Origin of the sequence: Flavivirga abyssicola (assembly GCF_030540775.2) — a bacterium.
Classification (GTDB): domain Bacteria; phylum Bacteroidota; class Bacteroidia; order Flavobacteriales; family Flavobacteriaceae; genus Flavivirga; species Flavivirga abyssicola.
In genome coordinates, this window is the sequence record NZ_CP141266.1 from 1,490,319 (window position 1) to 1,505,798 (window position 15,480).

The window sequence follows — 15,480 nt, forward strand, 5'->3', positions numbered from 1 at the left end:
GAGAATCATGGAGAAGCACTTAAGTTTAGAATCAATAGTAAATATTACTGAAATATGCATTGGAATATTTGTTTTAATTGGCCTCTATTTTGCTATAAAACAGTTTAGAATTGCGAAAAGAACTTATTTAGCACAATTATTAATTCCAATTTTGGATGAATACAAAGACAAAAAATGGATTGAATCTAGGGAGTACTTAAAAAACAAAGTTAAAGATATAAACACTAAGGAATTTGAAAAAAGAGGTGTGGCAAATCTTATTCACTTTTTCGACAAAGTAGGCTTCCTTTTGTCTAATAAATATGTAGAAACTGATTCTATCTACCAAATCATGGGTGGTGATATTCAAGCATATTGGCCAAAATTCAAAAAATATATTGACCACAGAAGAGGAAATCCAGGGCCTCATTATAAAAATTACCCGTATGGTTATCACACTCAATTTCTATATACGGTATGCCTAAAACGTAAATCTAAAAAGGAAGAAGAAGTAAATAAAAGTATATCTATACTTGACAAAAAGATTAAAGCGCTAGAATCAAATTTAATAAGTATTAACAATTAGAATTTTAGAATTTCTAATTAATAAAAACTATTTTTGTTTCACTAAGACGTAAATCCATATGAGCAAAGTAAGACACAATTGGACCACAAAAGAAGTTATAGGTATATACAATAAACCTTTAATGGAGCTGCTTTACGAAGCGGCAACCATTCACCGTTTGCACCATGACCCAAATGTAGTACAAGTATCCACTTTATTATCTATAAAAACAGGAGGATGCTCAGAAGATTGTGGTTATTGTCCTCAGGCGGCACGTTATCATACCGATATTGAAGGCAATGATTTAATGTCTGTACAACAAGTAAAAGCACAAGCTTTGCGTGCAAAAGCAACTGGAAGTTCTCGTGTTTGTATGGGGGCTGCATGGCGTAATGTAAAAGATGGTGATGAGTTTGACGAAGTTTTAGAAATGGTGCGTACCATTAATAAATTAGATATGGAAGTATGTTGTACGCTTGGAATGATTACTAAAAATCAGGCACAACGATTAGCCGAAGCTGGTTTATATGCTTACAACCATAATTTAGATTCATCTGAAGAATACTATAAAGAAGTTATATCTACAAGAGGCTATCAAGACAGGTTGGATACCATTGACAATGTACGTAAAACTAACGTTACTGTTTGCAGTGGTGGTATTATTGGTATGGGTGAAAACATAGAAGACCGTGCTGGTATGTTAGTCGCTTTATCGACCTTAAATCCGCAACCAGAATCAACTCCAATAAATGCTTTAGTAGCGGTTGAAGGTACGCCTTTAGAAAATGAGAAACCAGTTGAAATCTGGGATATGATCCGTATGGTTGCTACTACACGTATCGTTATGCCGGAAACACAAGTGCGTTTAAGTGCTGGTAGAACCCATATGTCTAGAGAAGGACAAGCTATGTGCTTCTTTGCTGGTGCGAATTCTATTTTTGCCGGTGACAAACTATTAACAACGCCGAACCCTGACGTAAATGAAGACATGAAAATGTTTGAATTACTAGGTATGAATCCACAAAAACCATTTACTAAAAAAGTACAACCTCAAACCGTTGAAGCTAGTGATTCTCAATATGAAGCTTTAGGTGAAAAGCCTAAATGGACACGACCAGATCATACCATTGAGCGTAACGAAATTGCAAAAGAAAAAGCTAAAACTTTAAAGTAATTATATTTTTAACAGATTATCTGTTTTAAATTTTTTCTAAAGTAAGCCAACCCGCTTAAGATGCTTCATTTCAAAAAATGAACTCATCTTGACTTTTTGTTTTTAACCGAAAATGAGATAAAATTTGTTCAGATGAGGCATTTTTTGAAAGGCATAGCAGTGCTAAGCATAAAAAAAGTAACAAAATATGGGCGAATTTTAGACATTTTTTAGGAAATAGAAAAAGTCAAGATGAGTTCAATTAGAAGTGACATTCAAAAATACTATTTTCGATTTCGTAACGTTTTTTTAACTTTGAAAACTAAACTATTTAAGTATTGGCACTTAATCTGCAAGATATTCCTCGTGTAAAAACCATTACTAAAGCGGACTTTTTAAAATATTATTTTAATCCGCAAAAACCTATTGTTATTGAACGGTTTATAGAGGACTGGCCTGCTTACACCAAGTGGAATTTAGATTATATGAAAGCCATAGCTGGTAATATTACTATTCCACTTTACGATGACAGACCTGTAGATTATAAAGATGGGTTTAATGAGCCTCATGCAAAAATGAAAATGAGCGATTATATAGATTTGCTAAAAAGCGAGCCTACTAAATATCGTATTTTTCTTTGGAATGCCCTAAAAGAAATACCTGAATTACAAAAAGATTTTACCTTTCCAGATTTTGGGTTAAGACTTATGAAAGGAATTCCTATGTTGTTTTTTGGTGGCCGTGATTCGCACACTTTTATGCATTATGATATTGATTTAGCTAATATTTTTCATTTTCATTTTGAAGGCACCAAACAGGTTATTATGTTTAACCAAAAGCAGAGTAAATTCCTGTATAAAATTCCACATTCGTTAATTACCAGAGAAGACATCGATTTTAACAACCCAGATTTCAAAAAATGGCCCATGCTTAAAAAGGCTAGGGGTTATAAAACCGAATTAAAACATGGTGAAATTTTATACATGCCAGAGGGCTATTGGCATTATATGCGTTATATAACACCCGGTTTTTCCATGAGTTTAAGGGCTATTGCCAGAAATCCTAAAAACTTTAGCAGAGCGATATATAACTTATTGATTATGCGAAATTATGATAATATGATGAGACGTTTAAAAGGTCAAAAATGGATTGATTGGAAAAATGAACAGGCCATAATAAGAACACATGAAAACAGTAGTCTTATCGTATAAGTTCATTTGCTTTTTCGTACACTAAATCAGACTCCCAACCCTTATAAATTAAAAAATCTATTAATTTCTTTCTTTTCTTAAACTTGTTAGTTTCTTTAATTGAATTTGCCTTTTTTTCGGCTAAATCGTTGAAAACCTCGATATACTCCTCATTTTCGATTTCACTAAGTGCTTGATTTATATTAACTTTGACCACGTCTTTTTTCTTAAGTTCATAAGTTAAACGTCGTCGCCCCCAATGCTTGATTTTAAACTTGCCACTTACGAATGTTTTGGCAAAACGTTCTTCATTAAGAAAGTTATGTTCCAAAAGGTGAACGATTATCATATCTATAGCCTCAGGGATCATATTCATATTGGTTAGTTTTTGTCTAACTTCTTGATGACAACGTTCTTGATACGCACAATAATGCTCTAATTTTTTAGTGGCCTCTTGTACCGTATATGTTTTTTTTGATAACCGCATGGTTTCAAAAATAGTAATAGATAAATTAACAATAAGAATAAAAGTTTATAAAAACCAAATCCACTGTACTGAACGTAGTTTAAGTATAGATTCTAAACTTAACGCCATGAAAAAAATTACTCCATTGAAATCCTTTGCTTTTTTAATTATATGTTTGCTTGTAACTATTTTTGGGTATGGGCAATCAGAAATTATAATTAGTCAATATATTGAAACTTCATCAGGCACTACACCCAAAGGAATTGAAATATTCAATGTTTCTGGAATAGACATTACATTTTCTGTAACAAATAATTTACAAATATCTCAAGGAGTTAATGGCGGAGCATGTGCTAATATCCCAGGTATCAATATTACATCTGGAACCTTACGAGCTAATGAAGTATGGGTAATAGGAACGACTGATTTGACTACTTTTACAAATACAAATGGTTTGAATTTATCAGGAACTACCGATTTTAACTTTAGTTTTAATGGTAATGACGCTTTACAACTTTATTTGGGAGCTGTTCTACAAGATGAATTTGGAACATGTGGAAATAACCCAGGAAGTGCTTGGTCTGGAAGTGGTGTGACTACTGCTAACAATAATTTACAGATTCTGAATGGATTATGTGATGGTGATATTGATGGATGGACGGATCCAAGCGAACGATTTAGTCAAATAGCAAATGGGTTAACCATGACTGGTTTTGGTAATGCCCCTGCCTCTTGTTTTTCATGTTCTTCTCCAACTGTAACATGGACTTCGGGTGCTTGGTCGCCAGTTAGCGGACCAACAATAAATACACCTGTTATTATTGCAGAAAACTACGACACCAGTACAGGAAGTTTTAGAGCATGTAGCTTAATGGTAAATAATAATTCAACATTAACTGTAAATGATAATACATATATTGAAATTCAGAATGGTATTACAGTAAATGCTGGAAGCAGTATTAATGTGAGGCCTTATGGTTCTGTTGTACAAAACAATGATTTGGGAGCAATTACTAATGATGGGACTATGGAAGTTGTAAAAACGACTTCTCTATTAGGCGCTTGGTATGAATATACATATTGGAGCTCTCCAGTATCTGGCACAACTATAGGTAGTGCTTTAGATGAATCTGATGTTGCAAGACGGTTTTCGTTTAATGCCGCTAATTTTGAAGATTCCACAATGGAAACTGGAAATAATAATGCAACTGTCCCTGGACAAGATGACATTGATGACAATGATGATGATTGGACTTTTGTTAATGGAGCAACGGTAATGACGCCAGGAGTTGGTTATGCTTCTGTACACGAAGAAAGTGTATTTGTTGGTCCTGGATCTCCACCATACCGATTTGACTATACATTTACGGGGGATTTTAATAATGGAGTTATTTCTGTTCCCGTAGTTAGAAATGATGGTTCTACACTGGACAACAACTGGAATTTTATTGGAAACCCTTATCCTTCAGCAATTAGCATTTCTGATTTTTTCACTCAAAACATCTACAATGCAGCAACAAACGCAACAGGGACATTAGAAGGCGCTATTTATTTTTGGTCACAAAACACACCTCCTTCCAATACAAATAATGGTAATCAACAATTAAATTTTGCAACCTCAGATTATGCTATGCATAATGGTACAGGTGGGACAGCTGGAGGAGATGGTGTCATTCCCAATGGATTCATTCCTTCAGGTCAGGGATTTTTCGTTTCGTATTCTCAAGCCAGACCATCTAGTTCTGGAAATGTTATTTTTAATAATTCGATGCGTGGTATTACTAACAATAATAGTCAATTCTTTAAAAACGCTAATTCAAAAAAGAATATTAGCAGTAGTTCTAATGTTAATAAAATATGGGTTGATCTAACAAGCGATAATGGTGTATATAATCAAATTTTAGTGGGTTATGTAGATGGTGCTTCAGACAATGATGATGGTACTTTTTATGATACACATAAAATTGTAGCACCGAAAACATATGCAGCTCTATATTCAAATATTGAAAACTCAGATAAAAAATTTGCTATACAAGGGAAACATGTAAATAGCATTAACAATAACGAAGTTATTAAGCTTGGCTTTAAAACTATTATTGATGTTGCTACTTTATACAAACTATCTTTAGCGAATTTTCAAGGAGACTTCTTAACTAATAATTCGATTTATTTAAAAGATAATTTATTAAATAAACTACATAATTTATCTACATCTGATTATTCATTCACATCAGATGTTGGCGAATTTAACGACCGCTTTGAAATTGTATTCGATGCCAATGCGTTATCTGTAGATAATATTGCTATAGACGACAACAGCCTTAGCATTATTGAATTAGAGAATGACCATGTTCAATTTAAAACCTCAAATAGCCTAAACATTAAAACAGTAGCCATATTTGATCTTTTAGGAAGGCAATTATATAATTTTGAAGGGCAAAAAAATTCTGAGACTTACAGACTTTCTAATTTAAATAGTACTATTTACATGGCTCAAGTAACATTATCTAATGGTACAGTAATTACAAAAAAAGCAGTAAAAAAATAAAAAAAGAAACTCAAAAAATAACATCAAACACCACAGCATAATTTGCTCGTGGTGTTTTTTTTACAGGCTATATTTTAAAGACACAATAAGGTTTCTCCCTGCCGCTGCAATTCCCGAAGAATATGTTTTATAACGTTGGTCTGTAATGTTTTCTAAACTAGCTGTAACCGTAGCTGAATTACTTATTTTACATTGTGCTCTAAAATTGAATGTATACCAAGAGGGACTATACGGATCTCCATTAGCATCTAGTGCATAGATATAGTCTTTTTCAACTTCAGAAGGTGCCAATTGATTAAAAGAAAGTTCGCTATTATAATTTGCAAACATATCTAGCTTTAGTCCTTTAGATGTCCAAACTAAATGTGTATTTCCAAAATTAGGTGCCACATGACGAATAGGAACTTCTATGCCATCATCTTCTTCTGTTCCTCCTATAATACTATATTGAGACGTCAAATCAATGTGATTTGTAATCGCTGCCTTTAAACCAATCTCAAAGCCATAAATCCATGCTTTTGATGCATTTTGTATTGCCTGCACATTACTCAATTCGCCATCATAAACAATCTCTGTATTACCATTTAAATTATAATCTCTTCGGACTAAAGCATTGTCTAAATAAGTGTAATACGTACTCATATCTAAGATAAACTTCCTATTAAAATCTAGTTTAAACCCTAATTCACCTCCATAGGCATACTCTGGCCTTAAACTTTCATTAGGAACAACTACCGAACCTGGTTCGGAATCAAAGACTTTACCAATATCATCAATATTAGGAGCTCTAAAAGCAGAAGATGCATTAAATTTCCATTGTATGGTTCTATTTGGCGACCACCTAATACCTGCTGTTCCAGTAAGTGCTCCTGCTTCGTTTTTAGATGATTGGAAAGGTAAATTTAAAAACGCATTGTTTTCTCTAAAATCAGCCTTGGAAACAATATGATTAAAGCGTAAACCAGATTGAAAAACAAACTGAGTATTTGGTTTATACTTAATGCTAGAATATACTGCAGCTGATTGCCAACTAGCCCCGTTTGGATATCTGGAGACAGAAGCCAAGCTTGTATTATTAGATATATCCTCTTCTTTACCTTGAGACATGACTTTATTATAAACATATTCTAGCCCATAAAAAAACTCCGTTTTGGGACTCAATGTTTTTTCTAAATCCAAATTAAAAGAATAGGCATCTACAGCTTCTTCTCTAACATTTCTTATAGTGGATTGAAAATCTCTGTCTAATCTACTTTCTTGAAAATTTTGATATGCCAAAGTCACCTTGATTTGATCATGCAAATTAGAGTTACTACTTAATTTGGTAACCTGCAGATTAGACATAAACCACTTCTGGGGTCCATAATCCCATTCAGCAGAACGCAAGACATTATTTCTATACCTTATTAAACGATCGTATCTGGGAATATTGGACGTTCTAGTATAGTATAACCCTAAATCGAAACTTAGATTTTTATAAGGTTCATAACGAACTTTTTGCAGAATATTTAATTGGTCATAACCTGAAGATTTTTGAACTCGCGGATCTTTATTTTCGACTATAAAATCCCCTGTATTAGAGGCCAGAACATATTCAGGTCTTAAATAATCATCAGGTCCATTTTTACCCATTTTTAAATCTTCAAAACTCGTGTAACTACCATTAGTTACAAAAGCCCATTTTTTATACCCCAAATTAAAATCGAAATGTCCCGTTTTTTCATCACTAGCCGATGCATATCTTGCTATAATATTTGATTTAAACAGTAATGTGTCCGAGTAAGACAATTTTGGCTTCTGTGTATAAAAACTCATAACACCTCCAATGGCATCACTTCCATAAATCACAGAACCCGACCCCAAAGTAACTTCCGTATTTTGCACAGAAAAAGGATCAATAGCAATAACATTTTGTAAATTCCCTCCTCTAAAAATGGCATTATTCATTCTAACTCCGTCAACAGTAATTAACAATCTATTAGTAGAAAACCCTCTAATCATAGGGCTTCCTCCTCCTAATTGACTTTTTTGAATAAAAACTTTCCCTGTATTTTCTAACAAATCAGCACTTGTTTGCGGGTTTGAGAATTGTACGCTTGCGCTACTTACACTAACTATTTTTTGTGGAATGTCTCTTTTATTTTGTTCAAATTTTGAAGCAGAAATAACAATCTCTTCTAAACCATGCGTATTAGAACTTAAATAAACTCTATTTGATTTTCCCAACTGAAGTTTAGTTATCTTTTTTAAAATATGTGATAAATGTTTAAAGTAAATTATTTCGGTATCAGAAAATTTACTTAAGTCTGCTTCTCCTCTAAAATTAGTAACAACACTTTCTGACTTGTCTACATTATATATAGCTACTCCAAAAATAGGCTCTTTTGTAAGCTCACTAAAAACCTTTATGTTCTGTGCTCGAGAAGATATAGAAACAAGTAAAAAGAAGAAAACTGTGTAAAAAAACTTCATGCTTTTTAATTAAAAACCTGATTAAATATCTGTAACGATTTAGGTGTTTTAAAACTACCCAAATGTAATTCAAAATATAGCAATATCATACTTAAAAATGATTGTCTTTGTCTTGCATTAATCTGCACTGTAGACAATGCATCAAATGTTGTGCCTAATAGTTGTTTTAAAAGTGTTAAATTTTCTCCAGATATAGTATATCTATCTTGTGATTTTATTTCGAATTTACCTTCATTCAAATTAAAAAAAGGATAGTCTATATTTTTTGTGTCAGGATAAAATCCTAAATACCTTGTTAAATTAAGCAAAAATAATAAATGAAAATTTGAATATTCAGAATGTGTATCTAGCCATAATAATGTCGTTTCTATATAACTATAAAGTGTTTCGTTTTTTTCTTCTTCTTTTAGTGTATTCGACAACACTTCAGATAAAAACATAACGATAGAACTCTTTAAAACATTAGAGTGCAAACTTGTATAAATCGTATTCAACTTCGTTTCTTTAATGGTTTGTAACGATCTGTTATTTTTATATAAAAAAACGAGTTGTAATTGTGAAAGTAACTGAAAGTAAGCTATTTTAGAATGTCCTTTTTTACTTTTTAAAACACCTCTTAATAAAAAACTTACAATGCCTAATTGCTCAGTATAGCATCTTACTATTAAATCATTATCCCTATACTTTAATTTAGATAAAACTATGGCATTTGTTGCAATTAACATTACCTAACAACCATTAATTTTAAAACTTTAGTTTCAAATGAATCTAAATCAGAAAGCATGATTAAGTAAACTCCTGAAGCAACAACATTGTTTGCCATATTTTTTCCATTCCAATAGGCTGTTCCTCCATCTATTTCAAGGTTGTACCCACCATACCTTTGATTTGTTCTAGATTGTGCCTCGGCTACTAAATTACCTTCAATGTCTGTTATCTTAATATTTACATTTTCTGAAATGTCCTTAATCTTAACTTTTTCATCTACTATATTAAATCCTGGTCTTACAGGGTTTGGATAAGCAAAAGCGCTTTCTAAATCTTCAAATGGGCTTGATCCTCCTGAGCGAAATGATACCAAGCCTTTGCTCGTAGCTATATATACGGTACCATTCGTACCATCTATTGATACATCTCTAACACTACTTGAAGGTAATGGTGAATTATCTTTAGTAAAATGAAATATTGTTTTCTGTCCATCTGAAGAAAAATAAAACAATCCTGAATTTGCAGTTCCTATCCATTTATTGTTAGATCCATCTACTTCAATATCTGTTACATGTTGCTGAAATAGCAACTCTTTTGCAATACCGTCTTCTTCAATAATAATTTCTTCTACACGAATATTTTCATCATTAAAAAAGTTTGAAGTATTATACAACACACGTAATCCTCCAAAATTCCCAATCCATAATTGACCTCGCTCATCTAATGCTAAAGCAGTAACATATTCCGAGGGCATATTTTCCTCTTCACTACTAATGCTTTTTAATAATGGATTTCCCGAATTATCACTAAATCCAATGAGCCCATATTCATAACTCGCAATCCATTTAGTTTCATCAGAACCAATAACTAAGTCTCCAAAACCTAAATTCCTATCAGTAATAACATCCGTAAAGCTGTAAGATTTCCATTGGTTTAAATCTGGATTATATGATTTTAAGGGAGCATCTATTTGTGAAGTCATTGTCCATAGTAATCCGTTCCCATCAAATAAAGAAGGCCCTACTCGAATATCTATATAATTTGGGTCGCTTGGTAGAATCAAAGACTCTAATCCACTGTTGGTTTCATTATATAAAAAAGTTGGAATACCCTCATTAACCTCTAATACTCCATTAAAAAATGAGCTTATAAATACTTGATTCAAATTAAACGGATTTATAGCAATGTTGTTCAAACATTTAGCCTCAAAAACCTCACTATATCTACTATTTGTCCAAATACCTTCTTTTAAATGACTAAATCCACGATTATTTAAAGGGTAAGGATTAAAAAATAAGTCGTATTCTCCAAATGTAACCCATAAACCACCAGACTCAGCTTGAATTGAAAATGGGGTATTCAATAATGGTCCATCCGGATGTATTTCTTCAAAAGCTACAGGATTATTAACAAGAGTCTTTAAAACCCCAAAGTCTTTTGTGCCGATATAAATATTATCAGCACCTGCTATTGCCGATACATATTGTGTTTCAAAAGAACTATCTATACCAGCTTGAGACACTAAATTAAAATTATCATCATAAACAAATACATTACTTCTTGTAGTCACTATTAAATTTGTATCAACCGCCCTCATATCTAATGGAGCATCGGCATATAAGAATATTTCGGTTAAAGTATCATTAATTATTTGATAAATTCTTCGATTGACGTCAATAGCATATAACTTATCCAAATGAGTTTCTATTGACAACCAATTACCCGAGTTAACCAATTGCCAGTTTTGATAGTCAATAAGATTAGGACTAGATACAAGGCCTTTTCTAATACCAGTGCCATCCATGCAAGCAGCATAAATATAATCGCCAAAAACAGTTGTTTGATTGACTTGTATTTGACTTCCTCCATTTCCAATAAAATAGGTATCTCCAAACTCTAATCTTTCTAAATCGAAAACAGAAATTCCATAGTTTGTCGAAATATATATAATATTTTGATAGGCATTAAAATGATTAATCCTTTTATCTGTTGTAGGAATAGTAGGTTTATCAATAATATCCACTACAGAAAGGATATCATCATCATCATCAAAAGCTATCTCTATCAAACCATTCTCATAGCCGATAACCAATAACTCATATGCCTCACTATAATAAATTGTTGAAATGGTTTCTCCTGATAATCCATTAACCGTTGTAAGTTCTTCAATATTGTTTGTCTGTATATCTAAGCTAAAAATAGCATTCTCTGCGGCTGCATAAATTTTATTATTGCCTTGTGTTACATCTTTTATTTCATTATATGAAAAATGGCCTTCCCACAAAGTAGAAAAATCTTGAGCAAATTGCAATAATGGAAATATGAAAATTATAAAAACAACTAGTCTTTTAAACATACACACTATTTAGATATTCAAATATATTTATAACTAACGAGTTTTACTTTAAAATAATATAATTTAAGCAAAAAAGCCTCTCAAAAATGAGAAGCTTCTTTATTATTTCATTTAACGATACTAATTACACAATCCCTTGTGCCAACATAGCATCAGCTACTTTTACAAATCCAGCAATATTGGCGCCTTTAACATAATCTATGTAGCCATCTTCATCTTTACCGTATTCAATACAAGCATCATGAATATTAGACATGATATCTTTTAGTTTTAAATCTACCTCTTCTCTAGTCCAATTAAACCTTAATGAGTTTTGAGTCATTTCTAAACCAGATGTAGCCACACCACCAGCATTTGACGCTTTTCCAGGTGCAAATAATATCTTAGCTTTATGGAACGCTGTAATGGCATCTTTGGTTGAAGGCATGTTGGCCCCTTCACTTACACAAACACATCCATTACTTAAAAGAATATTAGCATCATCTTCATTAAGTTCATTTTGGGTAGCACACGGTAACGCTATATCACATTTAACCTCCCATGGTGTTTTACCCTTAACAAATTTTGCATTAGGGTATGCTTCTAAATACTCACTAATTCTACCTCTTTTTGTATTCTTAAGCTCCATTACGTAAGCCAATTTCTCTGAATCTATTCCGGTTTCATCATATATATAGCCAGAAGAATCAGAAAGTGTTAAAACTTTACCACCCAGCTGTATTACTTTCTCTGCTGCATATTGCGCAACATTTCCAGATCCAGATACTACCACGTTTTTACCTTCAAAAGTATCTCCTTTAGTTTCCAGCATTTTCTGTGCAAAATAAACAGTACCATAACCCGTAGCTTCTGGTCTAATTAATGAACCTCCCCAAGACATTCCTTTTCCTGTCAAAACACCGGTAAAGCCATTACTTATTTTTTTATACATTCCAAAAAGAAAACCAATTTCTCTAGCTCCAACACCAATATCCCCCGCTGGCACATCTGTATTATGACCAATATGCCTGAATAGCTCACTCATAAACGCATGGCAAAAGCGCATAATTTCATTATCACTCTTTCCTTTAGGATCGAAATCACTTCCTCCTTTTCCACCTCCCATAGGTAAAGTTGTAAGACTATTTTTAAACACTTGTTCAAATGCTAAAAACTTTAAAATACTCATATTTACCGTTGGGTGAAAACGCAAACCTCCTTTATAAGGACCTATTGCAGAGTTCATTTGAATTCTATATCCCCTGTTAACTCGTATTTCACCTTGATCATCGACCCAGCAAACTCTAAATGTTATAACACGCTCTGGTTCAACCATTCTTAAAAGAATATTTTTACCATAATATATATCGTTATCAATAATATATGGAATAACTGTTTCTGCTACTTCCTCCACAGCTTGTAAAAATTCTGGTTCGTGGCCATTTCTTTCTTTTACTAAGTCTAGAAATGATTCAATATTACTTTTCATACACACAAAATTGTAATGTTATTATTAAATAGATAATTTTAGGATGCAAATATACGTTATCTTAAAAAAAAACATCATTTTTTTTTGAAATTCGCAATAAATATTCTCAACATGTCATAGAAGGAATTTATTATTGTTTTGTTTGATTATTTACAAGCAATATTTATTTTTTTACTAAGTTTTAATGTCTTTGTTTCTAAGAATACCTCAAAAAAATATATTAAACCATTTTATAATGACTTGATAAAAACAGCTCAAAAATTAAATTGTTAATTATCTTTGAGTTAAAAGATTAATTTTTTGAAATTCGCAATAAATAATTTCAATATATTTGGAAGTATTTATTAATACTTTGTTAGTTTACCGATAAAATTTGGTATTTCACCGAGTTTTTCTATATTTGTTGTCGATTATGCCTCAGAAAAAACAAAAAACTTACTATGCTTAACATAAAATATGTAGCTTTTGCTTTTTGCTTGTTTATTGCCTTTCAAACAGCTAGTGCTCAACTAGGCTTTTCTCATGAAATTGGGGTAATTGCCGGGCCTTTACAACTAAGATCAGATTATGGTATCCGTGAAGATTCAAAAACAAATTTTGGAAATTCCGGATTTGGAATAGGTATTGTACATTATTTGAATTTCTCTTACAGGGCCGACTGTAACTGTTATACTACAGATACTTATTTTAACGATCATTTTAAATTACGAAACGAGATATCTTACAATAAGACCAATCTTGAACACCTTGGTAAGCTTGTTGACCCTAGCAAAACCAGCGTACAAGCAGATCAACTAAGAGGACATAAAGGTGTCTCTAAAAATTTAGATATAGGAACTCAACTTGAATTTTACCCTTTTAGTATTCGTTCTTTTCAAGCTTTTAGCTATAGATTTGCTCCTTTTGTGAGTTTAGGTGTTCATTATACATCTTTCACACCAGAGGTCAGTACCACTTACGAAAACCCTAATCCGCTTTTAACAGGAAATATTCTTGAACCTAGTAATTTTTATTCAGAATGGGCTCCTGGATCGGTAGATGCGTCTTCGGGTAGCACATGGTCTATGGTTTCTAGTGTTGGAGTACGATACAAGCTTAATAAACTTTCAGATTTAATGCTTGATTTAAGATGGCAATACTATTTTAGCGATTGGGTAGATGGCCTTAATCACCAATTGGAGTTCAACAAAAGTAACGATTGGCTATTATGGCTTAATATTGGCTACATTTATTATTTAGATTAAAATATTATTCTAAAGCTTGCTCTAAATCAGCGATTAAATCATCAATATCTTCTATCCCCACACTTAATCGGATTAAAGAATCTACAACACCTGTTTTTTCTCTTTCTTCTTTAGGAATACTGGCATGTGTCATACTTGCAGGATGACCAGAAAGCGATTCAACACCTCCTAAAGACTCAGCTAGAGTAAAAATCTTAAGACTTTCAACAATCTTAATTGATGCTTTCATATTGTTCCCTTTAGTAGTGAAAGAGATCATTCCACCAAAATCTTTCATTTGAGATTTAGCGATACTATGATTCGGATGATTTTCAAAACCAGGCCAGTAAACTTTTTCTATTCTTGGATGATTTGCCAAGAAGTTAGCAACAGCCTTGCCATTTTCACAATGGCGTTGCATTCTAATATGCAATGTTTTTATACCTCTTAATACTAAAAAGCTATCCTGTGGTCCACAAACGGCACCACTAGCATTTTGTATAAAATATAGTCTATCTGCTAACTCTTTATCTTTTACAATCAGAGCTCCCATAACAACATCACTATGCCCGCCTAAATATTTAGTTGCAGAATGCATTACTATATCTGCACCTAAATCTAAAGGTTGTTGTAAATACGGTGTAGCAAATGTATTATCTACAGCTAGTAAAATACTATGTTTTTTTGCTATAGCTGAAACGGCTTTTACATCAATAATATTCATCATGGGATTGGTAGGCGTTTCAACCCAGATTAGTTTAGTATTTGTATTAATGTAAGCCTCTATATTTGAAGCCTCTTGCATTCCTATAAAATGAAACTTAATTCCAAAATCCTGAAAAATCTTTGTAAACAAACGAAAAGAACCTCCGTATAAATCATTGGTAGAAACCACCTCATCACCAGGTTTTAAAAGCTTAATAACAGCATCTATTGCAGCAAGGCCAGAGCCAAAAGCTAATCCATACGTTCCATTTTCAATACTTGCAAAAGCATTCTCTAAAGCATTCCGAGTTGGATTATGAGTTCTGGAATACTCATACCCTTTATGTCCTCCCGGAGTTGTTTGAGCATAAGTAGATGTCTGATAAATTGGAGGCATTACGGCACCATAAGCCGCATCATGTTCTTGACCTCCATGTATTACTTTAGTATTAAATTTCATTTTAAAAACCTTTGCACAAAGGTAAGTTTTAATTCGATGAAGCAAAAAATATTAATAAATGTAATTATTAAATCATTTGACTCATAATTAATAGAAACTGGTTTGAATACAAACACCCATAGCTTCGATTCCCGCTTTTGCGAAAATGCCAATTCCAAAGGAAAATTCAATATTTTATATTGAGGAA

The 15,480-nt window shown here is 32.5% G+C and carries 11 protein-coding genes; 5 read left to right on the forward strand and 6 right to left on the reverse strand.

The features are described from left to right. Window positions 1-7 precede the first annotated feature (7 nt). From Q4Q34_RS06120 to Q4Q34_RS06130, 3 genes are all read left to right on the forward strand, one after another. Window positions 8-565, forward strand: coding sequence for a DUF4760 domain-containing protein (locus Q4Q34_RS06120; RefSeq protein ID WP_303316379.1), 558 nt, complete (start codon window positions 8-10; stop codon window positions 563-565). Window positions 566-623: 58 nt separating this feature from the next. Beyond that, entirely contained in the window at window positions 624-1,718 is a 1,095-nt protein-coding gene (gene bioB, locus Q4Q34_RS06125; RefSeq protein ID WP_303316380.1) for a biotin synthase BioB, read from the forward strand. A 317-nt stretch (window positions 1,719-2,035) separates the two neighbouring features. Next, on the forward strand, window positions 2,036-2,908 hold the full coding sequence (locus Q4Q34_RS06130; protein ID WP_303316381.1) for a cupin-like domain-containing protein: 873 nt from the start codon (window positions 2,036-2,038) through the stop codon (window positions 2,906-2,908). Here the strand turns inward: Q4Q34_RS06130 and Q4Q34_RS06135 are convergent. Next, the gene (locus Q4Q34_RS06135; protein ID WP_303316382.1) at window positions 2,898-3,374 is read right to left on the reverse strand and encodes a regulatory protein RecX; all 477 of its coding nucleotides are present in this window, start codon (window positions 3,372-3,374) and stop codon (window positions 2,898-2,900) included. The two genes, Q4Q34_RS06130 and Q4Q34_RS06135, sit on opposite strands and share 11 nt — an antisense overlap. 106 nt (window positions 3,375-3,480) lie before the next feature. Here Q4Q34_RS06135 and Q4Q34_RS06140 point away from each other — a divergent pair, with 106 nt between their 5' ends. After that, complete coding sequence (locus tag Q4Q34_RS06140; RefSeq protein WP_303316383.1) at window positions 3,481-5,901, forward strand: T9SS type A sorting domain-containing protein; 2,421 nt, start codon at window positions 3,481-3,483, stop codon at window positions 5,899-5,901. A gap of 60 nt (window positions 5,902-5,961) precedes the next feature. On the opposite strand, the gene Q4Q34_RS06145 is transcribed toward Q4Q34_RS06140, so the two are convergent. From Q4Q34_RS06145 to gdhA, 4 genes are all read right to left on the reverse strand, one after another. Beyond that, window positions 5,962-8,373 carry a TonB-dependent receptor plug domain-containing protein gene (locus Q4Q34_RS06145; RefSeq protein ID WP_303316384.1) on the reverse strand — a complete coding sequence of 804 codons (2,412 nt, stop codon included), beginning with the start codon at window positions 8,371-8,373 and terminating at the stop codon, window positions 5,962-5,964. Window positions 8,374-8,378: 5 nt separating this feature from the next. Next, window positions 8,379-9,098 (reverse strand): DNA repair protein RecO, encoded by a 720-nt coding sequence (gene recO, locus Q4Q34_RS06150; RefSeq protein WP_303316385.1) that lies wholly within the window; start codon window positions 9,096-9,098, stop codon window positions 8,379-8,381. Then, on the reverse strand, window positions 9,098-11,437 hold the full coding sequence (gene porZ, locus Q4Q34_RS06155) for a type IX secretion system anionic LPS delivery protein PorZ (RefSeq protein WP_303316386.1): 2,340 nt from the start codon (window positions 11,435-11,437) through the stop codon (window positions 9,098-9,100). The genes recO and porZ overlap by 1 nt, the downstream gene beginning before the upstream one ends. Before the next feature lie 124 nt (window positions 11,438-11,561). Further along, window positions 11,562-12,905 (reverse strand): NADP-specific glutamate dehydrogenase, encoded by a 1,344-nt coding sequence (gene gdhA, locus Q4Q34_RS06160; protein ID WP_303316387.1) that lies wholly within the window; start codon window positions 12,903-12,905, stop codon window positions 11,562-11,564. A 440-nt stretch (window positions 12,906-13,345) separates the two neighbouring features. Between gdhA and Q4Q34_RS06165 the strand changes: the two genes are divergently transcribed. Then, entirely contained in the window at window positions 13,346-14,149 is an 804-nt protein-coding gene (locus Q4Q34_RS06165) for a THC0290_0291 family protein (protein WP_303316388.1), read from the forward strand. Between the two features lie 4 nt (window positions 14,150-14,153). Here Q4Q34_RS06165 and Q4Q34_RS06170 read toward each other — a convergent pair whose 3' ends face one another. Further along, complete coding sequence (locus Q4Q34_RS06170; protein ID WP_303316389.1) at window positions 14,154-15,293, reverse strand: cystathionine gamma-synthase; 1,140 nt, start codon at window positions 15,291-15,293, stop codon at window positions 14,154-14,156. Window positions 15,294-15,480 lie beyond the last annotated feature (187 nt).

Coding starts and splice junctions, on each gene's coding strand:
- Q4Q34_RS06140 (WP_303316383.1), top strand. CDS start 3,481: ATGAAAAAAATTACTCCATTGAAATCCTTTGCTTTTTTAATTATATGT.
- porZ (WP_303316386.1), bottom strand. CDS start 11,437: ATGTTTAAAAGACTAGTTGTTTTTATAATTTTCATATTTCCATTATTG.
- Q4Q34_RS06170 (WP_303316389.1), bottom strand. CDS start 15,293: ATGAAATTTAATACTAAAGTAATACATGGAGGTCAAGAACATGATGCG.
- bioB (WP_303316380.1), top strand. CDS start 624: ATGAGCAAAGTAAGACACAATTGGACCACAAAAGAAGTTATAGGTATA.
- recO (WP_303316385.1), bottom strand. CDS start 9,098: ATGTTAATTGCAACAAATGCCATAGTTTTATCTAAATTAAAGTATAGG.
- Q4Q34_RS06135 (WP_303316382.1), bottom strand. CDS start 3,374: ATGCGGTTATCAAAAAAAACATATACGGTACAAGAGGCCACTAAAAAA.
- Q4Q34_RS06145 (WP_303316384.1), bottom strand. CDS start 8,373: ATGAAGTTTTTTTACACAGTTTTCTTCTTTTTACTTGTTTCTATATCT.
- Q4Q34_RS06165 (WP_303316388.1), top strand. CDS start 13,346: ATGCTTAACATAAAATATGTAGCTTTTGCTTTTTGCTTGTTTATTGCC.
- Q4Q34_RS06120 (WP_303316379.1), top strand. CDS start 8: ATGGAGAAGCACTTAAGTTTAGAATCAATAGTAAATATTACTGAAATA.
- gdhA (WP_303316387.1), bottom strand. CDS start 12,905: ATGAAAAGTAATATTGAATCATTTCTAGACTTAGTAAAAGAAAGAAAT.